The organism is Longirhabdus pacifica (assembly GCF_004115085.1).
Taxonomy (GTDB): Bacteria; Bacillota; Bacilli; order Paenibacillales; family DSM-105158; genus Longirhabdus; species Longirhabdus pacifica.
Genome location: NZ_QXJP01000005.1, coordinates 23703 through 47087, shown reverse-complemented (window position 1 = coordinate 47087; position 23385 = coordinate 23703). Strand labels below are relative to the sequence as shown.

22 protein-coding genes and 2 CRISPR repeat arrays are annotated in these 23385 nt (G+C 35.8%); of the genes, 5 read left to right on the top strand and 17 right to left on the bottom strand.

All coding sequences use genetic code 11. The features are described 5' to 3' along the window. Positions 1 to 153: 153 nt before the first annotated feature. From D1Z92_RS05265 to D1Z92_RS05245, 5 genes are all read right to left on the bottom strand, one after another. Positions 154 to 366 carry a hypothetical protein gene (locus D1Z92_RS05265; RefSeq protein ID WP_128894614.1) on the bottom strand — a complete coding sequence of 71 codons (213 nt, stop codon included), beginning with the start codon at positions 364 to 366 and terminating at the stop codon, positions 154 to 156. Then, on the bottom strand, positions 344 to 1039 hold the full coding sequence (locus tag D1Z92_RS05260) for a helix-turn-helix transcriptional regulator (protein ID WP_164931463.1): 696 nt from the start codon (positions 1037 to 1039) through the stop codon (positions 344 to 346). Before D1Z92_RS05260 ends, D1Z92_RS05265 begins: the two co-directional genes overlap by 23 nt. Before the next feature lie 788 nt (positions 1040 to 1827). Beyond that, positions 1828 to 2472 (bottom strand): helix-turn-helix domain-containing protein, encoded by a 645-nt coding sequence (locus D1Z92_RS05255; RefSeq protein ID WP_128894612.1) that lies wholly within the window; start codon positions 2470 to 2472, stop codon positions 1828 to 1830. A 212-nt stretch (positions 2473 to 2684) separates the two neighbouring features. Beyond that, positions 2685 to 3050, bottom strand: coding sequence for an HAD hydrolase family protein (locus D1Z92_RS05250; protein ID WP_128894611.1), 366 nt, complete (start codon positions 3048 to 3050; stop codon positions 2685 to 2687). 38 nt (positions 3051 to 3088) lie between these two features. Then, a complete protein-coding gene (locus D1Z92_RS05245; protein ID WP_128894610.1) occupies positions 3089 to 4627 on the bottom strand; it encodes a M3 family metallopeptidase in 1539 nt (512 codons plus the stop codon). 228 nt (positions 4628 to 4855) lie between these two features. Here D1Z92_RS05245 and D1Z92_RS05240 point away from each other — a divergent pair, with 228 nt between their 5' ends. Beyond that, positions 4856 to 5695, top strand: a complete 840-nt coding sequence (locus D1Z92_RS05240) for an RnfABCDGE type electron transport complex subunit D (protein WP_128894609.1) — start codon at positions 4856 to 4858, stop codon at positions 5693 to 5695. 141 nt (positions 5696 to 5836) lie between these two features. Here D1Z92_RS05240 and D1Z92_RS05235 read toward each other — a convergent pair whose 3' ends face one another. The 3 genes from D1Z92_RS05235 to D1Z92_RS05225 all read right to left on the bottom strand — a co-directional run bounded on the left by D1Z92_RS05235 (position 5837) and on the right by D1Z92_RS05225 (position 10428). Continuing rightward, complete coding sequence (locus D1Z92_RS05235; RefSeq protein WP_164931462.1) at positions 5837 to 7402, bottom strand: long-chain-fatty-acid--CoA ligase; 1566 nt, start codon at positions 7400 to 7402, stop codon at positions 5837 to 5839. A gap of 1440 nt (positions 7403 to 8842) precedes the next feature. Then, a complete protein-coding gene (locus D1Z92_RS05230) occupies positions 8843 to 9313 on the bottom strand; it encodes a DinB family protein (RefSeq protein ID WP_128894607.1) in 471 nt (156 codons plus the stop codon). 83 nt (positions 9314 to 9396) lie between these two features. Then, positions 9397 to 10428, bottom strand: a complete 1032-nt coding sequence (locus D1Z92_RS05225; RefSeq protein ID WP_128894606.1) for a leucine-rich repeat domain-containing protein — start codon at positions 10426 to 10428, stop codon at positions 9397 to 9399. 358 nt (positions 10429 to 10786) lie between these two features. On the opposite strand from D1Z92_RS05225, the gene D1Z92_RS05220 reads away from it, so the two are divergent. Next, positions 10787 to 12058 (top strand): helix-turn-helix domain-containing protein, encoded by a 1272-nt coding sequence (locus D1Z92_RS05220; protein ID WP_128894605.1) that lies wholly within the window; start codon positions 10787 to 10789, stop codon positions 12056 to 12058. 289 nt (positions 12059 to 12347) lie between these two features. On the opposite strand, the gene D1Z92_RS05215 is transcribed toward D1Z92_RS05220, so the two are convergent. From D1Z92_RS05215 to D1Z92_RS05200, 5 genes are all read right to left on the bottom strand, one after another. Further along, positions 12348 to 12854: a thermonuclease family protein gene (locus D1Z92_RS05215; protein WP_128894604.1), complete on the bottom strand. Its 507-nt coding sequence runs from the start codon at positions 12852 to 12854 to the stop codon at positions 12348 to 12350. Between the two features lie 190 nt (positions 12855 to 13044). Further along, positions 13045 to 13548, bottom strand: a complete 504-nt coding sequence (locus tag D1Z92_RS05210) for a hypothetical protein (RefSeq protein WP_128894603.1) — start codon at positions 13546 to 13548, stop codon at positions 13045 to 13047. 52 nt (positions 13549 to 13600) lie between these two features. Beyond that, on the bottom strand, positions 13601 to 14098 hold the full coding sequence (locus D1Z92_RS05205) for a GNAT family N-acetyltransferase (protein WP_164931461.1): 498 nt from the start codon (positions 14096 to 14098) through the stop codon (positions 13601 to 13603). A 128-nt stretch (positions 14099 to 14226) separates the two neighbouring features. Next, positions 14227 to 14658: direct repeats of the CRISPR family, unit length 30 nt; unit sequence GTTTCAATTCCTCATAGGTACGATATAAAC. Between the two features lie 106 nt (positions 14659 to 14764). Continuing rightward, the gene (locus D1Z92_RS17230; RefSeq protein ID WP_164931460.1) at positions 14765 to 14926 is read right to left on the bottom strand and encodes a hypothetical protein; all 162 of its coding nucleotides are present in this window, start codon (positions 14924 to 14926) and stop codon (positions 14765 to 14767) included. A gap of 161 nt (positions 14927 to 15087) precedes the next feature. Continuing rightward, entirely contained in the window at positions 15088 to 15576 is a 489-nt protein-coding gene (locus D1Z92_RS05200) for a hypothetical protein (RefSeq protein ID WP_128894601.1), read from the bottom strand. Between the two features lie 357 nt (positions 15577 to 15933). On the opposite strand from D1Z92_RS05200, the gene D1Z92_RS05195 reads away from it, so the two are divergent. Next, on the top strand, positions 15934 to 17373 hold the full coding sequence (locus D1Z92_RS05195) for a hypothetical protein (protein WP_128894600.1): 1440 nt from the start codon (positions 15934 to 15936) through the stop codon (positions 17371 to 17373). Between the two features lie 104 nt (positions 17374 to 17477). On the opposite strand, the gene ltrA is transcribed toward D1Z92_RS05195, so the two are convergent. Continuing rightward, entirely contained in the window at positions 17478 to 18638 is a 1161-nt protein-coding gene (ltrA, locus tag D1Z92_RS05190; RefSeq protein WP_240666581.1) for a group II intron reverse transcriptase/maturase, read from the bottom strand. Between the two features lie 18 nt (positions 18639 to 18656). Beyond that, positions 18657 to 18887, bottom strand: a complete 231-nt coding sequence (locus D1Z92_RS17555) for a hypothetical protein (protein WP_240666579.1) — start codon at positions 18885 to 18887, stop codon at positions 18657 to 18659. Positions 18888 to 19396: 509 nt separating this feature from the next. On the opposite strand from D1Z92_RS17555, the gene D1Z92_RS05180 reads away from it, so the two are divergent. Further along, a complete protein-coding gene (locus tag D1Z92_RS05180; protein WP_240666578.1) occupies positions 19397 to 19867 on the top strand; it encodes a Y-family DNA polymerase in 471 nt (156 codons plus the stop codon). A 342-nt stretch (positions 19868 to 20209) separates the two neighbouring features. Further along, positions 20210 to 20578: direct repeats of the CRISPR family, unit length 30 nt; unit sequence GTTTCAATTCCTCATAGGTACGATATAAAC. A gap of 303 nt (positions 20579 to 20881) precedes the next feature. Here the strand turns inward: D1Z92_RS05180 and D1Z92_RS05175 are convergent. Beyond that, positions 20882 to 22642: a M3 family oligoendopeptidase gene (locus D1Z92_RS05175; protein WP_128894599.1), complete on the bottom strand. Its 1761-nt coding sequence runs from the start codon at positions 22640 to 22642 to the stop codon at positions 20882 to 20884. Positions 22643 to 22794: 152 nt separating this feature from the next. Between D1Z92_RS05175 and D1Z92_RS05170 the strand changes: the two genes are divergently transcribed. Beyond that, positions 22795 to 22950: a YycC family protein gene (locus D1Z92_RS05170; RefSeq protein WP_128894598.1), complete on the top strand. Its 156-nt coding sequence runs from the start codon at positions 22795 to 22797 to the stop codon at positions 22948 to 22950. A 41-nt stretch (positions 22951 to 22991) separates the two neighbouring features. Here D1Z92_RS05170 and D1Z92_RS05165 read toward each other — a convergent pair whose 3' ends face one another. After that, positions 22992 to 23378: a globin domain-containing protein gene (locus tag D1Z92_RS05165; RefSeq protein WP_128894597.1), complete on the bottom strand. Its 387-nt coding sequence runs from the start codon at positions 23376 to 23378 to the stop codon at positions 22992 to 22994. Positions 23379 to 23385 lie beyond the last annotated feature (7 nt).

Genomic DNA, 23385 nt, shown 5'->3' with positions numbered 1-23385 from the left:
AAAAAAAGACGAACGGTCATGGAACAAAGGATCACTTTTACGATGGACGTGCATTCCCGCTTACCTCTGTCCTTTTCTTTTCATGTTACTATATTAACACCGTGAAAAATAAATCTTCGATTGTTTTTCTTTCATTTTTCTTTACTTTTTCTTTTATTGCACTTTATATATGTGCCGCTGCACGGATGGAACGTGTAATAAAGCGTATTTGCTGTGTATGTGGTCCACTGCGTTCAATGGATATAGCAGCTCTTCTGTCTTATGCTCACGTGAAACTTCCTTAGCATCAGTATTCGTCTTGTTAGTGGCTTGTGGTGTGCTGTTTTTACACTGACCTGCTATATTAGAAGATGACGCTTTCATCATTAAATCCCTCCTTAGCATTCTCATTCACCATCTTTTTTCTGTATAACGATGGGGGTTTTGTAGCGATTTTTTTCCTATACATGGATGGATTTTCTCCGACGATTTTCTTGAATATTCTAGCGAAATGACTAAGGTCATTGTATCCTACAGCGTAACAAGTGTCGGTGACACTTTCCCCATTTTGCAGCAGCTCTTTCGCCTTCGCAATTCGCTTACCAATAATGTATTCTTTAAAACCACGACCAACATTTTTTTGAAACATTCTCGAATAGTGACAGCGACTAACATAAAAACGAGATGAAACTTTATCTAACGACAGCTCATCATCATATAAGTGTTCCTCGATGAAGTTTAAGGATTGATTGAAAAATGAACTTTTAACGGATGGTTCAGCGTAAGTTTCTACTGAATCAATGATAGACGTAATCATAAATGAGAGAAAATGATGTTTACCAGAGAGAACAATGAGCGATGAAGATAGCGACTGAATATCTTCATGAACATGAGGCAGCTGTTCGTCAACGACAATAATGATTAGTTTGTAGTGCTTCTCCGTTTCGACAAGCATCAGATGTTCTAATTTTTTGTAGCATTTCACTTCCACAAGAGGGGACAGATGATGGAATGTTAGCTCTTCATCTAAAAGATTTATGATTAAAATCGACTTTTTCAATTCCTCACCCCTTTCTTCCGTATTGCCTTTATCGGTCTTCCTCCAACGGTGGGATGCAAAATAACACATATAAAACGTGTGGTCTTCTTTTATTATGAAGATAAAATATTATATCACTCGGCTTTATGCTGATTTTGTTTGAAATAATCGTATAAGTAATATTGTCTTTATTGCATATTATATTATAAAGGGGGATACAAGATAGATGAGAAGTACACGCTTATTCCTATAATACCTATTTGTTATGATGCATTTCAAAAAATATATAAAATGAACAAATGATACGATACTAGTTTACGCCTCAGTTGCCAGGCGTAAAGATATTGAAATTTCTTCATCTTATGGTTACCGGTAGTAAGTTGTCTGAACAAGTTCATACAACTTAATATAAGATGAAGAAATGAGCGGATACAAGTTTTACGCCTCAGTTGCCAGGCGTAAAGATATTGAAATTTCTTCATCTTATGGTTAGCGGTAATAAGTTGTCTGAACAAGTTCATACAACTTAATATAAGATGAAGAAATGATAGGATACAAGTTTTACGCCTCAGTTGCCAGGCGTAAAGATATTGAAATTTCTTCATCTTATGGTTAGCGGTAATAAGTTGTCTGAACAAGTTCATACAACTTAATATAAAATAATAGTTACTTCATATATTATCTCCTACCATCCATACACTGCATGAAGGGGCAATTGGAGACGACAATATAAAGCAACTATTTTGTGCCATTCATTTTTTTGCATTGTGATAAGGAAATAACGAAATAGTAATGAGCGTGCTAGTTGACTAGACAGAAATTGCAGCCATGTGATTGGCTCGATACGTGGAAGGATTGACCCCAACGACTTTTTTAAACATTCTAGCAAAATGTGTTAAATCGTTGTAACCGATTGAAAAGCAAACATCCGTAACGGACTCACCATTTTCTAACATTTGCTTTGCTTTTTGAATGCGTTTATCTATGATGTATTCTTTAAATCCTTTACCAACATATTTTTGGAATATTCTAGAATAATAGCACTTACTAACATAAGCTTGTGATGCAACCCGTTCTAATGAGAGTTTATTATCGCAAAGATGCTGATCTAAATATTCTAATGATTGATAAAAATAAGGATTTTCGTTTACAGGCTCTACGTGTGTTTCGAGAGAAGATAAAAATGAGTTCAATAAAAGAAGATTAACTTTATCCATTCCCGTTGTGATCATAATCGTTTTTTCAGCTTTCACTTTACTCATATCCCAACTTGCGGGAAATGAAGAATCGTTGGTAATTAAAATGACAATGGAATAATGATCATTTGTCATTAATTCTAATACTTCATCTAATTGTGTGACAAATTTAAGATCCAAGTTTTTTGGTAAACGATCTAACCATTCTTTATTTTCTTTTTGCAAATGAGTGGAGTAGCAACAAATTACTGGATTCATAAATTCCCTCCCTTTGATATTCGTGTTAATGAGTAGTGATTATGTTAATATACTAGCAATATTAGGAATTTATTGTTCTTCTTCTGTTGCTTTTCATTCTGCGTAATTTGATAGTTTTACATATATTGAAAAGATTCATAGCTTTTTCTTTAATTAGAGTTTTAAAGCAATTATTTATTTTCATAGAAACGAATATTTATTCTTCACTTTTCCTATTTTTGTTTACTTTTAGCAATGGGGTCAAGCTGTTGCAAAACATGTTCCCATGTGTCACAGGTCACTGCCAAATCATCGATATACACATCGCCATAGGGCTTGCCAAATACAATTTCATCATATGGCACTTCATGTGCTGCTAACCACTCCAAGGTAATCGTACCTACCTTCGCAACTACTTTTCCTACATTGCCTTCACATGTTCGCATATGTCTCGCGGTGTATATGATAAGGTGATGCCCATCTTGTGAAAGCTGCTTTAATGCTTCCACTGCTCCTTTACGTGGCCTTACTTCTGCATACGTCTGACCTGGTTGCTTTAATTCACAAATCGTTCCATCTAAATCAATGACAAGTCGCACTGCACATTCCTCCTCAACATGAATAAATTTACATTTTGCTATGATGATAGAGAGTTAATCAAATAGGATGCATTCAAATCTTCATGACAAAAATCGCGATAGATTTCCTTCCACGGTTTGCTCGTTCCCCACTGAAAAAGGTGTTTTTTGATCGTTTCAAAATAATGTTCACACACTTCTGTTCCATGTCGCTGCACAAGGTGATGCTGCAACTGGTAAGCTGCAATATCTCCTAACAAATAATGTTGATAGTACACAGGAAGCGTCGTTAAATGAGGTTTGCTTGCCCAATAAGGAGCATCCCAATTTAGCGGCGGGTGAATACGCTGTGTTTCATATACGATTTCCCACCATTTTTTGTTTAAGTCTTGCTCTGGGTCCCGGTACAATTCGTATTCAAACTGAATCACCGTCATGGTCCAAAATAATTTAATTGGTATCATTTTTTGACACGTTTCTTTTCTTTTTTTAAATGATTGTGGAAAAATAGGAGCTAATAGATTCGTTTCATACGGTAAACGCTCCATCATAATGGCAATAGCTTCGCTCAGGAAAGTTTGAGCAGGCTGTCTCAAGATATATGGTAGCGATGGATCGATGCCCATTTCATACAATGCATGACCAATTTCATGAAGAAATGTGCTGACGTTCGACAACATCGGTTTCATTTGCGTAGCAAGGCGTATGTCACCTGCACGATCGAGATGAAGACAAAAACTAGAGGCTGATTTCCCTTGTCGCTCGTAAACATCTGCTTGCTGGAGAAGGGGCGCAAGATCGATACCAAAAGCTGAAAATGTGTGTACAATATGTTCTACGATGACTTCTGCTGCAACGTCTGCTTGACTTGGATCTTCTTCATCTTGTTGAAAAAAAGGATGCTGATAGTGCCACGGGCGAATATTTTCTTTCTGTATGCTAAATTGGTCTGTAATACGTGTATCGATATCATCTTTCACCTTTTCATAGTACTTTGCGGCATCATGTTTCACTGTGTGTATACATTGAAACACATCGTCTATCTCTAGTTCTTGGCTATGCATTTTCATTTCAAAAAAGTTAGAAAAGCCATTTTCCTGCGCTACTTGATTGCGCATATGCACTAATTTAATCAACCCCGGAGCTACAGATTTTCCTATTTGCATACTTTCGTTCCACATCTGTTCTCGCTTCTGTGCATCGCTTTCTTGACGAAGCATGGTCAGCAATTGTTGTTCTGTTGCTTTATTTCCGTTTATGGTAGGGCGAAACGTTGCAAATCGATAGTTCAAATCATTCCACAGCGATGACATTGCATTTCTTGTGTTCTCGTCAGTGAGAAAAGGAAGTGTTTCTCGATGGAGAACTGCATATTGTCGTTGATGGAAGTATTGCTGCATAGGAGCTTTATCCTTGTGCTCAATCTGAATGCATACCTCTTGATACGCTTTCTCTTTCTGTTCACACTGATACGCCCAATCCATTTCCCCTGTCGTTAATACCATCCATAGCGCATGCATAAAATCACGCTGTACATGTTGCAACTGTTGATTGATTTGCTCTAAGTGAACGTGTGGATCCATATGGAAATAGTTCATATATCAGACTCCTAAGTTTTTAAATGCATTATAAAATTCCATCCATCCCTTTTTCTCAGCTTTTATCGTGTGTGTTTCATTTTTTTTCGTGTTTGTGCGTTGCTTTATTTCATATTTTAGGAATTGGGCAACAAAAATGGAGCGTTGTTTTGCTGTTTTCTTTTACTATATTAGATAGAGGCGAGGTAGAGTTTTTATATACTTAAAACTAAAAAAAGGAGACCATTCATGCTAAAAAATGAGAAGCATTCTACATTGCGCACTGCTGTCCAATGGTCAGATTATTCCATTGATCCAAGATACTTTGTGTTACTATTTCTGCTTTCCTTTGTGTTAGGAGGGCAAATCTATTTAAACTTCTATCAGAAGTGGGATGCGATTATCGCTGCCATTGCAACAACAAGCAGCTTGGAACTACTTATCGTCCGCATCTTTCATGGCAAATGGAAGTTCCCTTTAAGTGCTGTCATTACAGGCTTTGGTATCAGCTTATTGATTAGTTCTTACTTATTGTGGCCATTCATCTTAACAGCTTTCCTTGCGATTACGATCAAATTTCTTGTCAGATATAAAGGCGGGCATATTTTCAATCCAAACAATGTCGCGGTCGTGCTTGTTTTATTTTTCCTGCCTCAATTTGTTGTCAGTACACCAAAACAATGGACGAACGGCTTTGAAGTGATGGCTGTGATTCTGTCGTTAGGTATACTTGCATGTTTTATCGCACAGCGATTGGATACGGTCATCTCATTTTTGAGTGGATTTGTCCTGTTCGCTTTCGTAAGGCACCTCTTTTTCGGCGCACCACTATTAGCAGCATTAGGACCATTAATGGGAGCTGCATTGCAACTGTTTATGTTTTTCATGATTACGGACCCCAAAACGACACCAACCACACGGAAGGCACGTATTGCTTTTGGGCTTTGCGTTGCAGCTGTGGATGCCATATTCCGCATTAATCGATTTGCCAACCCTCAATTTTACGCGTTATTCCTCGTTACTCTCATTGGGATTCCACTCTATCGAATGATCGTAAGCAAGCGAATGCAGACGTTATCTGCTAATTAAGTACTTAACAAGCACTAACTAAAAATAAGCAATAAAAAAGAACTAGGCTGACGGCGGCCTATGGTCGCCTAGCTCTAGCTCTTTGATCTATGACTGACATGTTTACTTTTAGCACTTGAAGCAACAAATGCTGTTCATTTACTAATTTACGTTTCGTGTAGCTGTTTCCCAGTGTTCTTCTCTTAGTTTTCGCTTTAATATTTTACCTGCGCCACTTTTCGGTAATTCATCCACAAACTCCACTGTTTTAGGCACCTTATAGTTGGCTAACGTCTCACGGCAAAATGCAATAATTTCATCTTCCGTTACTGATTCATTTTCTTTCAATACGACAATGGCCGTGACTGCTTCTCCCCAGTGCTCATGAGGTACACCAATAACCGCAGTTTCTAATATGCTAGGGTGCTTATATAGTACGTTTTCTACTTCAATAGAGTAGACATTTTCTGCTCCCGTTACAATCATATCTTTTTTACGATCTACAATATAAAAGAAATTATTTTCATCTACGGTAGCCATATCTCCTGTGTGCAACCAACCATCTACTAATGCCTTTTCTGTTTCCTCTGGTTTGTTCCAATATCCAATCATGACATTAGGTCCTCGAGCGATGATCTCTCCAACTTCTCCTGGAGCCACGTCCTCACCGCTTTCATTAACGACCCTCGCCTCTAATCCAGCTAACGGCTGCCCACATGAAGCTAAGCGATTGGTTTCGTACTCGTTCCCATCTGTAATATGATATTCTGGGCGAAGTACACAAATAAGTGGAGCACCTTCACTTAAACCATACCCTTGTACAAAGATGACATTAGGGAATAATTTTACCGCTTTCTTCAACAATTCAGGAGGACAAGGCGATGCTCCATATGAAAATCTTCTTAAACTAGACAGATCATATTTACTGAAATTAGGAGCGTTAATAATCATATTTAACATCGTTGGTACAACCATCGTACTCGTCACCCTATGCTTTTCAATAGCCGCAACCATCACTTCCGGATCAAACCTGCGAATGATGGCATGTGACCCACCACGAATGGTAACAGCATAAGTAGAAGCTTGATCTGCAGCATGAAACATAGGTGCTGAATGTAAATAAATCTCATTCTCCACAAAACTAAGAGAGTTGGAGGCATTGTTTGCATTCGCCATCACATTGCTATGCGTAAGCATGACCCCTTTTGGTAGTCCTGTTGTTCCTCCTGTGTATAATATAACGGCTAAATCATCAGGTTTTGCATATGCTTTCAGCGGCTGAGGCTCATAGTCTCCTATCCATTCTTCATACGGTGCTGTACCTTCTAATACCATATCGTCTTCACACAAAATGTATTGTTGGATACATGGCACGGATTGCTTTAATTGAGGTAAGAATGGTGCGAATTCTTTATGCACAAATAACATTTTTGTTTCAGAGTCTTGTAACATATAGAGTAGCTCTTCTTTCCCCAATCGAATATTAAGTGGTACAATAACAGCGCCAATCATCGTCACCGCATATAATAATTCTAAATAGCGAGCATCGTTTAACATCAGGAGTGCAACTCGATCTCCCTTTTCAATCCCATGTGCTTTCATCGCTTGGGCTAATTGACTAGTCCTCTCTCCCCACTGTCCATATGTAATTTGCTTGTCTCCATCATATAGAGCTACTTTGTCTTTCCTGTTTTTCGATTGAGCCATTAAACTATACGTTATAATCATATTCATTTCCTCCTCTAAATAAATAGATTCCACTTATAATAAAGCGTTTTCATAGTTACTAAATAAAATCAAATCATTTTAATCATAATATTCAAATAAATAAGAATATTATGATAATTAACCACATTAAATAATTCTTATACAGAAGATAGCCTGTTAAGAAGTTTCAAAAATATGGAATATATAATTTCAAATAATATCCTTCACTACTTTGTCACTTTTGTGTCCTATGTATATCATATATTATTTTGACTTCAAATGAAACTATTTTAACTGACTTTACAAAAAGAAGATGCTTTTTAAAAAAATGATTAAATGTATGTTCGTTTTCTATTTAAGATGACGAAATGATGTAATACAAGTTTACGCCTCAGTAGCCAGGCGTAAAGGTGTGATGTGGAGATTTCTCCATCTTATGCATAGTGGTAATAAGTTGGTTGAACTTGTTTCTTCAACTTATATAGTCGTTATTTTATTTTTTAACTCGAAATGTGTTGTTGATAAAGGTAAATACTTTTCCGCACTTTTTAAATAGATTTTGATAGAAATCACTTAAATACTTGTGAACTAAAATGCGTATCACATGAAAAAACAATGCATATAGTAGTATGACGATGGCTAGTTTTATTCCTGTTGATACGATTTCTACCATGACATCAAACACCTCTTTGAGTTATGATGGTTTACATGTAAACTTTATAAGGATGGCATATAGTCATCATTTGGATTTTTCTTCATATTTCACAACATATTCCACTGAAGGCTACCTTGCAAGCGCAAAGGAGCTGAGCAGCCTCCTTGCTATGATATATATAAAACTTAAAGTAAAATGGAAATCGCTTGAAACTTACCTTTAAGCGACCCGTTCCAATCCCAAAAAATATGTAAGTAAAATAAAATTAAAACCAATGAAATCGACGAAAAAATATATGTACCAAGGGTTTCATGATATAATAGAGATAAGAGTACAATAGAACGGCTCACGGGGGCACGGCTCACCTGTTTATTCTTTTTCATCTTCGAAAAAGAAAGGAGGTGTTGCCACGATGAAAATAAGACTAAGACTTGTCATTAAAGGATTAGGCGATTTATTCATCGAGTTTACGGTAAAAAAGTAAGCTGCCCCCGTTCACCAAAACGAAGCAGCTTACTTTTTGAAATATGAGTCCTGCCCTTTTGGGCAATCTATTGTTACTCCACCACAAGTGTTCCAGCACTTGTGGTTTTTACGTTTCATTCTTTATCTATATTATATCACAGTTGATTAATGAAATATACAGATCAGAAAGTAAAAAATAAAAGTCCATACCCACCAAGATATTGACAACTCATATTCAGAACAAGCTGACCCAGTTAAATGAAACATGTCGTCAATTTCCAAATACATTCACTCTTACTACCATTTTTCTCTTCATGAATATGAATATAGTCACTTCCCCTTCAATCCCAAATATGTGGTCTTTCTAAACCCGCCACACGCATGTAATTCAAAAATTGACCTGTGTGAACGGCTTCGTGGTATGCAATCCTTAGCAGCATATCTCCTGCATATCTTTCAATGTTGAATTGACTCAAATCAATAAACCTCGAGTCTAATTCATCTATTGAAATAGTTTGAATATATGCTATAAAAGCTTCAAAATAAGGTTGAGATAGTGTAATTTCATTTTCAACTGACACAATAGGCTCTTGATCGTAAGGAAGAGGTTGTAACTCCGTATACCCATTATTTTGTATGATTTTGTGAAAACCGTAACTTGCACCCCATACATGTCTTATCATTTCACCGAATGACATAGCGTCTTTGTCTGGTCGCCAAGTAAGCCAACTATCTGGTAGGGATCTCCATAGCAGGATAGAACGTCTTCTCGTCTCCCTCAAATTGAAAGTCATCGCTTGTATTGCATCCATTCATAACTCCTCCTCAGAACATTTACATATTTATTTTTGGTAGCTTTCATTCAAGTCAAATCACGGGTTATTTTTTCTTGTCTTTAGCCTATGATATCATCTTCAGAAATGAAAATTTTATCTTCATCTAATAATTCGATATCTTGTATTTGTTCAAAAATCAATTCCAAATCTTTCAGCTCACTTAAATGTATTAAAGGCTGTATGCTAGTAACATTGGTGTTTCTTATATCTATATACTTCAGTTTGGTAAGTTGTTCAATTGGAGAAAGATCCGCTATGTTCGTATCAGACATATCTAATTGCTGTATATTTAAATTTTCCATGGCAATATCTATATGTTCAATGGGATTATGACTTATATTTAGATGTCTTAATTGGGTTAACTTGTTCAATGGAGGAAGTGATTTAATATTGTTATTGTCTAGTGTTACAAAAACTAATTGTGATAAGTCAGAAATAACATCCACGTTGGTTATCTTGTTATCTGATAAACGTAATGTACTTAGCAAAGTCAATTCTTTTAATGGCTCAATTTCTGTAATTTGATTACCTATAAGATTTACATAGATAAGTTGTTTTAATTCCTTTATATGATCTATGTCTATATTGTTTAAGTTATTGCCTATCAAAGTAAGACTTGTTAGCTCTTTTAATTGTTCAATTGCACTTACGTCTTTGATATTACCTGATGTTATATCAAGTAAAGACAGTTGAAGAGGCAGAAAAGATAAATCGATAAGATCATTTTCTGATATGTACAATGTTTTTAATGTATTTACATTGCTAATTAATTGTAATGACTTCTCTTTTACACTACCTCTGATTATATCCAACTCTTCAAGAGAGGAAAGTTGTGAAATAACTTCAAAATCTTGGCTTTTATCTGTCTCGTTATCCTCATATTCATACTCTAAACGTATATAATCTAGCGTTTGTAAATCGTCATTATCCACTTCGGTTATTTCTTTACCCGTCTTTACTTCTAATTCTTTTTTAAAGGTTTCAGATATTCCTTCCAAGTCAATTGCAGTTTCTTTTGTCTCTGTACTGCAACCACCAATCAACATAATACCTAGAAACAATATGGACATCATACTCATGATACTTTTCAAATGTAATCCCCCTCTTTAAGTAAGGTATCTCCATTACCACAAAGCCACAAACAGCATAGCTAACCCTGTATTACATACTGTCATTTTTTCTTGTATTTTACAAGAAAAAATAATGTAACTATTTAAATTTTCAGATATAATAATCTTATAGTGATCATGCCGCTTTATACATACTTGATAATTTAAATTTAGTCTACATGGATTTAACAAAAAAAATTTTGTAGCTTTTATACATCTAGTGAACTTCTTGGTGTGGCACAATAAAGAAAAAAGCAAACGACATAAAAAGCGATACTTCGACAGAACGAAAATGCTATAGTAGTAAAAATGAGTTTCTATGAAATAGGAGAGATTAAAAATGAGTGAAACTACTATTCAAACACTGGGGGAATTAGTTAAAAAACATAGAGAACAACAAAACATCACATTGGGCACACTTCAAGAGAAACTAGGCATCAATAAAGGCGTGATATGCAAATTAGAAAACGGAGAAACAAAACGTCCTGAATTTAGAACGATATTTACTATTGCGGACGAACTTAACATTCCTCATGAATACATACTAGATCGCTACGTTGACGTAGAATTTCGACCACATATTATATTTGAATTATTAGAGCGAAGCACCACCTTGTCCAATAAAAAATTAACCCAAAAAATAGCTTTAGCATACTTAGAATCGGACAAGCACGAAACAGACGATGCCCTATCTTCATTGTATCGCTATGCAAAAACACTAAAAAATCAAGAGATAAGATTAACACTATATATAGTAATCGCTGAATATGCACGCTTAAGAGGCATCCCACCCTTCACGGCAAAAGGATTAGTGGAAGCGTATTTCATCAACTTTCAGGACATTACAAAAGATAAAAAGACGTATACAGAAGGAAAAGAAATTATCCATTACATGGACTTTTTGCCTAATGAAACACAACGCGAATTTTACTTTAAAATGTGCAGACAAGCCTTTGCATTAAAGGAATACGAAGAAGCCATTCAACTAACCCAATGTGGGCTGTCCATTTCTGGTAAACCAACAGAACTAGAAACCAGAGCATATGGAACCATGATTTATGCTTATTATCACCTTGAAAAATACGAAGAAGTAGAAAAATATTTGCCTAAATTCGAACAATTAAATTATCTTGATAATATTAAAGAAGTAATTCAAGTGTTGCGAGCAAATATAAAAGCAAAACAAAAAGAATATGATACTGCTATTTCGATGCTAAAACAGTGTTATATGACGGTTAATTATGAAGATAAGATAGATATCATTAACGATTTGATGAGCATCTATTTCGAATTAAATCGGATAGAAGACATACAACAAATCATACAAACAGAAAACGAATTTATACCAACAGACCCTGTTGAACACCATTATAAAGGATTGGGCAAATACTACGTAAACAAGGGTAATTTTAAAATGAAGCATGGCACCCTAAATGAAGCCATACATTGTTATAGTGAAGGGTTGAAAAGGTATGTCTATATCCAGCAATATGAAGAAGCTTTAACCATATATGCTCAAATTATTTCTTCTTGTGTTGAAAATAATTATGAACTCAATGCACCCCAATTGCAGCAAATCAATGAAGCAGCTAAAATGATCAAGAAAAAATAAGGAGGATGATTATCATGAAAAAATTATGTACAGCACTTTTATTGTTATCCGTTATAGTGCTTAGTACCACACCACCTTTAAATGACGTTATCGTAACATCTCTCATTGATTTGGACAAAAGATAACATATAAAGCAATAAAAAAAACACACGTAGTGATTACAGAAGTAATCCATCGTGTGTTTTTTATTTCTCTATTAATTAATGTTTTCACTAAAACAACCGTATTCCAAGCACTTTACAACTGTATACATACTATCAAGCTTCAATATACATTTTTGTTGCTCATACTAATTTTCACCTCTAACATCCAAATGAGCCCATATGCCCACTCCTTTTCGGATGGCAATCTCTTCGACAGCTACATATTCTTGAAACTTATCAGGGTATTTAGACTTGTACTTGGATTCCTGATCCACAATGAGGAAACCTTGTTCAAGCAACAAAACGACGATGTCTTGACCCTTTAAGCTCACAAAACCAGTTGATTGAGGGTAATCTCTATCAAGAATAGTAACCGTTAGATTATATTCTTTTTCCCATGATTGTGATATAAAACTATGGGCTTTTTTAATCCATTTATCGTTTAAATATTTGTTCCCATATGGTAATTTCACCATGGCAAGAAAAACTTGCTCATTTTGTTTATCTTGTTTTGGGTGCATTATATTTAAACCAAACTTATTATCTTTACTTAAATAGGTGCTATAGGTATATTTTCCATCCGTAATGAATTCCTCTGACTGACAACCCGTGAACAATAAAATGATGCTAAAAATTAATAAAATCAACCTCATATGAAATCAACTCCGATTTATAATGTTTGGAAAATAAAAAATAAATCCGCAGTGAATTTGTACATAACTATACCAGTCATCATTCACAAAGGGTTTTATTAGTCCATATCACTAAAAATCCATTCGTCATTGTTTTCAAGATAAACAAAAAAGTTACCGTTATTTTGAAAGAAGTGATCCAATGTTATTCTTATGCCGCTTTATACATACTTGATAATTTACCATCAATAAACACCATGGCAAATTCGTATTTGGAAACTACCTCATTATCATGCGTATAGACATAATAAAATAGTTCATAGTGTCTTTTTTCTCTGTCTACTGGAATGAAATGATTGAGGATAATGGGGTAATCATTTTTTATGAAACGAAGTGGCAACCAAAACGTTGAGCTAGGAACTGTATCAAACACTAAAAATTCTTCTTCAATTGTAGCAGCTTCATGGGTTAATTCATTCACTCTCGTCCATTGATCTTGCCTAATATAATAAAATATTTGCCTTGCCACTATATCATAAGCTACTGACCATTTGATATCTTCTTCAAGTTCTGTGATTTGTCGTATCTGATTTTCATTTTGTTTTTTCAACATACTTATTTCTTTCTTTAAATCCTCTATTGTTTCTTTCTCCGTTGTATAGGAACATGCAGATAATAGCATCAAAACAAATGCAAAAACAAAACTTCTTTTCACTATTTCAGCTCTTTTCCTTTAGAAGAAAACAAAGAGTAGACTTCATTTTTAGTTATTTCACTGTAAATGTTTGAACTAAACACAACTCGCCATCGGACAGTTCTTGCACTTCTTCATATTTTATATGTAGTTGTTTATAAATAGAATGCCAAAATGCTATTGCCGATTTGTTATTCCATAATTCCACTATCACATAAGTACCCTTATACTGTGTAAACACCTTTTCCACTAGTATTTTTCCTATGCCTTTATTACGGAATTGCCTACAGATAAACATATCATTGATGGCATAATCCACGTTTTTCCCTTTCACCAAAAAGATAAAACCAATCATCTCATTTTTATAAAGTATTTTGAGAGAAATTAGATCTTCTCTTGTTAAAAAAAGTTCAACAACGTCATTTTTAAACTTTCCGTCTTCACCTAGTATTAAGCTTTCAGCATACTCCGATAGATCATGTAAATAAAGCTGGAAAAGATTTTCTAGTACAACCTGATCTTCCATATTTGCTTCTTGTAATATTACATTTGACACTATATCTTTATCCAATCTATTCCCTCTTTTCATTCAAACGACGGGGCAATGCTTGACTCCTATCTAGTGTTAGTGAGTCAAAATGATAAAAATTCGATAGAAACAATATATCCATCAATCACTAAACAACAGGGATCAATCATGTTCCGATTCCTCATAGGTACGATATAAGCTGCTGCTTCTATATACCGTTTCTGTATACCTTTTGATGTGTTTCAATTCCTCAGAGGTACGATATAAACGGGGAGAGGCATCACAAAAGCGATGAAAAAAGTAGGGTTTCAATTCCTCATAGGTACGATATAAACGATGATGCAATGACAACATCTTTTACTTTATATTTTTAGTTTCAATTCCTCATAGGTACGATATAAACTTGAAAATTATTATCGTTAGTGAAGATTTATATATTGGTTTCAATTCCTCATAGGTACGATATAAACGTGCTACTCGCTTGCCTGTGACAGGATGATGCGTTCGTTTCAATTCCTCATAGGTACGATATAAACGAAGGTGTCACAGTATGTGATCATGTACCGAGAAAGGTTTCAATTCCTCATAGGTACGATATAAACCCCAAAAACGCCTGTGCTTATAGTAATTCTACATTGAGCAAAAAACTCCTGCTTCATATTCCCAAAAAATCATTTTGTATAAAAATAACCAACATCTCCTTCTTACTCACTCTACCTCTCTTTTACTCTCATTTTCATTTTGTCGTCGGTCCCCAGGGATTTTTACACTACTGGAGGTCGACGACAAAAAAGCGGAATGCAATGCGATAAACATTGCCCCGCTTTTCTTCATTAAAAATAACAGCGAATGTCCTACATATTGTTTCATGTTGTATTTGCTCAAGTCAATAAAACTTGTATACTATTATCAAGCTTTAATATCGAGTCTATTCATGTCAATAAAGGTGCTTCATTAATATTTATTTGTATTTGTTTTTTGCTAGATGAAATAATTAAGTAAATCTTCAATATGCATTTTTGTTGCTCATACTAATTTTCACCTCTAACATTCAAATGAGCCCATATGCCCACTCCTTTTTCGATGGCAATCTCTTCGACAGCTACATATTCTTGAAATTTAAGATGATATTGGGACTTGTATTCGGATTGATGATCCACAATAAGGAAACCTTGTTCAAGAAACCAAATGGCGATGTCTTGATCTTTTACTTTCACAAACCCTGTTGAAATAGGGAAATCTCTATCAAGAATAGTAACCGTTAGAACATCTTCTTTTTCCAATGAATCCGATAATAAATTATGGGCTTTTCTTCCCCATTTAGAATTTAAATCTTGATTTCCATATGGTAGTTTAACCATGGGAAGAAAAACTACATCAGGTTGTTCACCTTGGTTTTCATGTTCTATACTAACACCCCAAGCATCAATAGATTTAAGGGTTTTATAAGTATATTTTCCATCGGTGATGATTTCCTGCGACTGACAACCCGTGAACAATAACACGATGCTAAAAATCAACAAAATGAACCTCATATGAAATCAACTCCAATTTGTAATATTTTATTAATTCGATAATTTTTACTAAATCATTTTTTTTGTGAAAAGAAAAGATTTAGTACTATGGTAACTTTATGTTCACACGTCGTCAATGCTGAGAAAATATACTATATTATATATAAAATAATCTTTATTTTTATATATGTATGTTATTGTGAATATATTCAACTACTAAATTATACCATTAAAATGACTTATTAAAAAGAAACAATTAATATGGACAAGTATATTAATTTTTTTTAAATCACACTCGTATCTCCAATAATAATTTTCACTACTTGTAGTTGATAATAATTTGAAAATGGGAGTGAAGTATTTATGAAAAGAGTAGGTCTTTTATTGTTATCATTTTCTTTAATTTTTACAGTGTTTATTTCTCCAATCCACGCAAATAAAGAAACAGGGGTGCTAAGTGAATCTGAAGTTAAAGAATCCATAGCTACTGTTACAACTTCTGAAGATGAAAAAGATGAATTAAACTCCATTTTGCAGAACATTACTTTTGGTTATGAAAATGGAAAAGTAACTATGGGGGGACAGTTGACTTACAATGAAAACAATTATGATCTTTCTCTATTAGGGGATCTTTATCCTATTCCAAATGGACAATCTGTACTTGGTGATTTCGAATCATCTGAAGATTTTAATGTTCTTCTTTTTAGAGTTAAAGAATATAGCAGTGAGAGTATTGAATCAGAACAAGACAAAACCATCCTTTACCTGATTCTTGAAGATAAGCAAAATGGCGAAAGAATTTACATACAACAAGAAATACATGCAGATGAGTTTATTGCATTGCTTCAAGAGGCTAACCATTTCATCAACGAAAATTCCATGAAAGATGATGAATTCCAAAATAAATTACTTGAACTTATGAATGTTGATCGAAAATCAAGTTATTCAATAAATTCTAGTAATTCATTTGAAATTGAAGAAACTTTAGGGACTTTAAATTCTGAGGGTGAAGTGTTCATAAATAAAAATAATCAAATATCTGCATCATCTTGGACACAAATCACTGCTGACCAGCAAAATTTATTAAATTTATTAAATGATATTAAACAAGAACCCCTTGAAACATTAAACCTAGAAGATTATCCTGATGTACCCGAAAGCCTTTTTAAAGATGATGGGTTGAAATTTAGTCCTTTCTTTACAAATGAACCATATGGAAGATTATATGCATATACTGCTGAATCAAAATATTGGTCTTTAACACAGCTCTCATACGTGAGTATTATTTGGAGATTTAATGAAGCTTCAGAGAAGATAGAATTCCAGTTTAGTCTAGATCATGGGATGATAGTGGAGCATGACAATTTTAGTGGAGAAATGAAAGTATTTAGGTTAAATGCACCAATTGGAATAGAAAACTTACAGATGGCACATGGGGGTTTAGAAGGCGACCATGTTTATATAAACATGGTCGTTAACGGATCTTTAGAAGGTAAGCCTAACGTCGGTAAATTTGTTTGGGGTCTAATACCTTATGTAAATAAAGTATACAATCTAATTGATTCTTTAACAGGCACACAAACATTTCCATTGGGGAATGAACATGACTTTGAAAAAACAGTAGAGGCGCAAATGATACAAAATAATGGGAAAGTCTATAGAGTTGTTTCCAATAATTTTTCTGGATATGAGTTAAATTCAGAAGGTCATTACGCAAATGTCAAAGGACAGATCTACTCCATTAACAATGATTGGAGTGTGAGTTCTGATTATAGTGCATTATTCAGAGTAAATATTCAATAGATTATAAATTTAATCGGGTAGGAGGCTGAACATTAATTGTTCAGCCGACCTCCCACGCCACCGTATGTACCGTCCGGTATACGGCGGCTCCTAAGTTCACACTGTTACCGTCTTGAAATAATCCGTGAAGAATAATACCCTGCTTGTTTTAAGCGAGTATCCGTAATAGAGGTGCTTAAGATATGGCTTTTGGCTATTCGCCAATAGCCTTTTCTTGTACATGCGTATTGGAAGGCTTTGTTGTGGTTAAATCCAAGTTTTCTTAGCATGGTATATCGGGTTCGCACTCTTTTCCAACGTTTCCATATATACATGCGTATTCTTCTTCTTAACCATCTGTCCGTTGTTTTAAGTAGACGCTTCATATCCGAAAGTTTGAAGTAGTTCACCCATCCTGTGATGAATTGTTTTAGTTTCAATTTCACCAGTTCATATCCAATTTCATTGCTTCTTGCTGTGAGTGCTTTCACTTTTGTCTTCATCTTTTGGATACTTTTAGGATGAACTCTCAATTGGATTCCTTCTTTCGATGAGTAGAATCCATAGCCAAGAAATTTTATTCTCCCTATATAGGCTACTTTCGTTTTCTCTCGATTCACTTTCAGCCCTAGTTTGTTTTCGATATAGGGTAAAATATTCTCCCATATTCTTTGCGCTGCTCTTTTTGTTTTTGAGAATAACACGAGATCATCCGCATATCGTACGAACTTTACGCCTCTTCTTTCTAGTTCATGATCGAGTTCATTGAGCATGATGTTACTACATAAAGGACTGATGTTGCCTCCTTGTACAAGTCCGTGCTTTGTTTCTTCGAATCTCCCTTGATTCATTGCTCCTGCTCGGAGGTATTTATGGATAAGAGAAATCACTCTGCCATCTTTGATTGTTCGAGATAATATCTCTATCATTCTCGATTGGTTCACCGTGTCGAAAAATTTTTCTAAGTCCATGTCCACTATATACGTGTAGCCTTCATTGGCATATGCTTTGCATTTTCTCAACGCATCATGTGCACTTCTTCTGGGTCTAAAACCATAGCTTGTTTCCACAAATTGTGGTTCGAAGATAGGTAACAACACTTGCGTTATCGCTTGTTGCACTACTCTATCTACCGCTGTTGGTATACCCAATGTACGTGTTGCTCCATTGTCTTTGGGTATGGTTACTCTTCGTACTGGATTCGGTTTATATTTTCCTTCCAAAACCAACTGCTTGAGTTCCTCCCCTTTGTCTTTGAGATATTGTAGAAGATGCTCTATTTCCATCCCATCGTCTCCGTGTGCTCATTTGTTTCTCTTTACCTGTTTATATGCTTGGTTAAGATTTTCTCCGCTCAGGATTTGCTCTAAGAGTTGGTTTTCTCCACGGTCTGTGTTGGTGTAGTCTGTTTCAGCTATCCGCTGGTCAGTAAGCGCTCCTGCATACCCTTCGTGTTCCGCACTATCTCTTTGCAGGTAGCCCTTGCCACAGCAAGGTATTCTGCTTTCTTTTGTCCCGACTTTGGTAACTTTCATTGACTTACAACCTCCTTAGGTTCAACCCTTCATAACGCCGTCGACTGCGTTACTACTATGGTATCTGCTGACTTCTCACGATAAATCTTGTTTCAACCACATGTTGCACATACGCTTCATGCGTCCGTGAGACCTCCCACGGTAAGACACGTAACTTTCATCCCATGTACCCGCCACATTTACATCTTCGTGTCCGTGCAGTTTATTGGATTTCATCTTGTTAGGCAGATTTATCCCACTTTAGATGCCTGATGTGATTCGTGTTCCTCGGGTCGGAATTTTGCCTCCAGCTTCCTTCAGATTCCACCTCGCGATGGACACCCTTGCTCTTGGCTAATGGTTGGCAACTGCTAGCCCCCATAGCGGACTTTCACCGCCTAGCTACGTGCCATGCGTGGCACACCTAGAATAAAAGGTTGGCACATTGCCAACCTTTTTTATTGCATAAAAAACATCTTATCAGATATAATAAGAACATACGTCAAGAACTAACGTTCTTATTATGAAGTGTGGAAAATGAAAAAAAGAACATCATCTTTCTTGCAGATATGCAGAGTTTCTATACCAGCGTAGAAAAAGCACATGATCCTAGAAAGAAACATCAACCGCTTATCGTCGCAGGAAATCCGAAAAAAAGATCTGGTATCATCTTGGCCGCATGTCCCCTTGCCAAACAGCACGGTATCACAACAGCAGAACCACTGCATCAAGCTCTAGCCAAATGCCCTCATGTCATCGTGAAAAAACCTAGAATGCAAACGTACATTGATATATCTATTCACATCACATCCATCGTGCAGCGATTTACCGAGCTTGTAGAACCGTACAGCATCGATGAACAACTTCATGATGTTACAGGCAGCACAAAGCTATTTGGATCAGCAAACAATATAACCAACAATTACAGCATGCTATCCTACAAGAAACAGGCGTATGGTCCAGAGTCGGCATTGGAGAAAATAAAATCCTTTCAAAATTAGCCTGTGATAACTTCGCCAAGAAAAACAAGTCTGGTATTTATACCCTTCAAAAAAACAGCTTAGAGGACACATTATGGCCGCTAGAGATTAAAAAAGTTCAACAACGTCATTTTCGAACTTTCCGTCTTGTCCTAGCATTAAACTTTCAGCATACTCTGATAGATCATGCAAATAAAGCTGAAAAGATTTTTAGTACAACCTGATCTTCCATATTTGCTTCTTGTAATGTTACATTTGACACTATATCTTTATCCAATCTATTCCCTCTTTTCATTCAAACGACGGGCAGTAACGTGATATAAACCCAAATCAAGTTGACAAAAGAAAATCAAGAAACGGGAGGTTTCAATTCCTCATAGGTACGATATAAACGGGGAAACGGTGGGATAGTATGAAACAAAAAGAATTATGTTTTAATTCCTCATAGGTACGATATAAACCGAGTGTTGACGATTCAGACTATCAAACATTTCTGGAGTTTTAATTCCTCATAGGTACGATATAAACATATCTAAAATTAAACATAACGCCAAGGGCTATTCCAAGTTTCAATTCCTCATAGGTACGATATAAACTTAACGATGATCATGGATCAAGCCTGATTGAGGTTCTGTTTCAATTCCTCATAGGTACGATATAAACAAATGGCGGAAGTGGTTAAGGAGGAGTTAAATTTGTGAAGTTTCAATTCCTCATAGGTACGATATAAACCCCAAAAATGCTTGTGCTTATAGTATTTCTACATCAAGCAAAAAACTCCTGCTTCATATTCCTAAAAACATCAATTAGCATAAAAACAAATCAATACCTCCTCCTTACTCCTTCTACCTCTCTTACTCTCATTTTCATTTTGTCGTCGATCTCCAGGGATTTTTACACTACTGGAGGTCGACGACAAAAAAGCGGGATGCAATGTCATAAACATTGTCCCGCTCTTTCCATAATTTTAACAGCTCATGGCTCCACCTTCATCAAAAAAATAGCCACGCTCAAATCATCATTTTTCCAACCTTATTACAGCTTCAAAAATTGATCTACATCGTCCAAACTAATATCTAATGCAGACTGCCAGAAGTCTGGCTTCGTCAAATCTACACCCAAATGCTTGCTTGCTAAATCTTCTACCTTCATGCTTGCAGTATCCTGCAATAGAGCGATGTAATCATCTTCAAATGACGTACCTTTCTCTGCTGCTCTTGCATAAATACCTGCACTGAACAAGTAACCGAACGTATAAGGAAAATTATAGAACGGATAGCTAGTAATGTAGAAGTGTAATTTAGATGCCCAGAAATGTGGATGATAATCACCAAGCTGATCTAAATACGCATCTTTTTGCGCCGTTACCATCAATTCATTTAAGCGCTCAACAGAAACGGTACCATTTTTTCTTTCCTCATAAAAACGCGTCTCGAATAAAAAGCGAGCGTGAATGTTCATATAAAATGCAATGGAGCGTTGAATTTTATCATCTAGTAAAAACAATTTCTCATCAGATGATTGCGCTGCTTCAATAGCTGCATCCGAAACGATCATTTCTGCAAAAGTGGACGCTGTTTCCGCCACATTCATCGCATAATCTCTTGCTAAGTTCGGCATCCCTTTCATCGCATATTCATGATATGCATGTCCTAATTCATGTGCTAAAGTGGACACATTAGAAGCCGTACCTTCGAAGGTCATAAACACCCTTGTTTCTTCACTTACTGGGAACGGTGTACAAAATCCACCAGGTCTTTTGCCTCCGCGATCTTCTACTTCAATCCAATTATTCTCAAATGACATTGCTGCGAATTCCGCCATTTTAGGACTGATACCTTCAAATTGCTTTACAATTAACTGTGCCGCTTCATCATATCCGTAAGTTTTGCTCAATTTACCGACTGGAGCTTCCACATCGTGCCATGATAATGTATCTACACCAAGCAATTGTGCTTTCTTCTCAAAGTAAGGAATAAATTTCTTTTTATTTTCTTCGATCACGCTCCACATCGTTTGAAGCGTCTTTTCACTCATTCTATTGATACCTAGCGGCTCTTGTAATACGTCGTCCCATTTACGGTGAGCATAAGTTTGCAAACGAAATCCTGCAATATGATTCAATGCATCTGCACAATTTTGCGCTGCATTGCCCCATCCTTCTTCCCATGTTTTAAACATTTTTTCACGTACATCGCGATCTTTGGAGCTCAATTTGTTATATGCTTGGCCAGCTGAAAGCTCTTTCACTTCTCCATCTTCTTCAAACGGGAATTTGAGTTGACTAACAACCGTATCGTAGTTGGAAGACCAACCATGGTAACCATCGACAGCAAGTGCTTCAATGAGTGCTTCTTGCTCTGCAGGTAATTTTTTCTTTGCTACCGTTCTAATCTCGTGAAGAGCGAAAGAAATGTTATCCATTTTATTATCTTTAATCCATTGATCTAACTCTGCTTCTTCCATTTTTAACAACGTGTCTGCAAGTAACGTTTGAACGCCTTCGAACTGTGCGTAAAGTGCGGTTATTTTATTGGATAGTTGCACAGCTTTCAGATCATTCATATTTTCTGCCATTAAGCAGCCCGTGAAGGAAGACGCTTCTAATAGTTCCATTCTTATTTTCTGCATCAATTCCACTGAAGACAACAAATCACTTTTTTCCTGCCCCATTAACTCACGAAAAGCAGCAATATGGTCTTCTATGTCCGCTATAAACTTTTGAAAACTTTCTGAATCACTTCCACCTGCAAAAAATGTTTCTAAGTCCCACGTCTGATTTAAAGGTTCTTTCACTTCAAACTCCCTCTCTCATTTGTTATAATTTGAATTGCAATATGTTATTTTAAATTGAAAATAATTTGATTCAGGTATATAGGCTTTGATCCTACACAACATGCCTTTGTCCTGTATATTCATTTTTCCAACAAAGGAGTGAACAGAGCAACATGAAACCTTTACAAATATCCCCTGAGACAGCTCAATTGTTAGCTAAAAAGTTAAACGTACCATTGGAGCATTTAATGCATATGCCAAAACATATTTTATTACAGAAAATAGCTGAATTAAATACAGCGGAGAATGACAGCAAAGAAGAAAAGTAATATCCATTCTACGATGGAGTCATCCATTCTATATTACAATATTACTTCATTTTGTTAATAAAATGATATGCGGGTTGCGATAATCGCTGCAATACCACTTCTCTCTTCTCCTCTTCCAACCCAATTTCAATGAGAGCTTGTTCCATACAGCTGAGCCATGCATCTGCACTTTCCTTCGTGATAGGGAATGGCATGTGCCTTGCTCGCATCATGGGATGCCCATACTGGTCTGAATACAGCGGAGGCCCCCCTAAGAACTGCGTCAAAAAAAGAAATTGTTTCTCTTGCACATTACGAATATCTTCGGGAAATAATGCTCCTATTGACTCATTTTTAATGACAATAGGATAAAACACTTCCACGATTTGACGTACGGTTTGTTCTCCGCCTATCCATTCATACATGGTCATGGATGGATTTGTTGTCATTTGTTCC

Bases quoted from the DNA above. Each gene is read 5' to 3' on its own strand.
- D1Z92_RS17230 (WP_164931460.1), bottom strand. From the start codon at position 14,926: ATGAAACAATATGTAGGACATTCGCTGTTATTTTTAATGAAGAAAAGC.
- D1Z92_RS05245 (WP_128894610.1), bottom strand. From the start codon at position 4,627: ATGAACTATTTCCATATGGATCCACACGTTCACTTAGAGCAAATCAAT.
- D1Z92_RS05165 (WP_128894597.1), bottom strand. From the start codon at position 23,378: ATGACAACAAATCCATCCATGACCATGTATGAATGGATAGGCGGAGAA.
- D1Z92_RS05170 (WP_128894598.1), top strand. From the start codon at position 22,795: ATGAAACCTTTACAAATATCCCCTGAGACAGCTCAATTGTTAGCTAAA.
- D1Z92_RS05240 (WP_128894609.1), top strand. From the start codon at position 4,856: ATGCTAAAAAATGAGAAGCATTCTACATTGCGCACTGCTGTCCAATGG.
- D1Z92_RS05235 (WP_164931462.1), bottom strand. From the start codon at position 7,402: ATGATTATAACGTATAGTTTAATGGCTCAATCGAAAAACAGGAAAGAC.
- ltrA (WP_240666581.1), bottom strand. From the start codon at position 18,638: ATGGAAATAGAGCATCTTCTACAATATCTCAAAGACAAAGGGGAGGAA.
- D1Z92_RS05230 (WP_128894607.1), bottom strand. From the start codon at position 9,313: ATGGATGCAATACAAGCGATGACTTTCAATTTGAGGGAGACGAGAAGA.
- D1Z92_RS05255 (WP_128894612.1), bottom strand. From the start codon at position 2,472: ATGAATCCAGTAATTTGTTGCTACTCCACTCATTTGCAAAAAGAAAAT.
- D1Z92_RS05220 (WP_128894605.1), top strand. From the start codon at position 10,787: ATGAGTGAAACTACTATTCAAACACTGGGGGAATTAGTTAAAAAACAT.
- D1Z92_RS05195 (WP_128894600.1), top strand. From the start codon at position 15,934: ATGAAAAGAGTAGGTCTTTTATTGTTATCATTTTCTTTAATTTTTACA.
- D1Z92_RS05265 (WP_128894614.1), bottom strand. From the start codon at position 366: ATGATGAAAGCGTCATCTTCTAATATAGCAGGTCAGTGTAAAAACAGC.
- D1Z92_RS17555 (WP_240666579.1), bottom strand. From the start codon at position 18,887: ATGAAAGTTACCAAAGTCGGGACAAAAGAAAGCAGAATACCTTGCTGT.
- D1Z92_RS05215 (WP_128894604.1), bottom strand. From the start codon at position 12,854: ATGAGGTTGATTTTATTAATTTTTAGCATCATTTTATTGTTCACGGGT.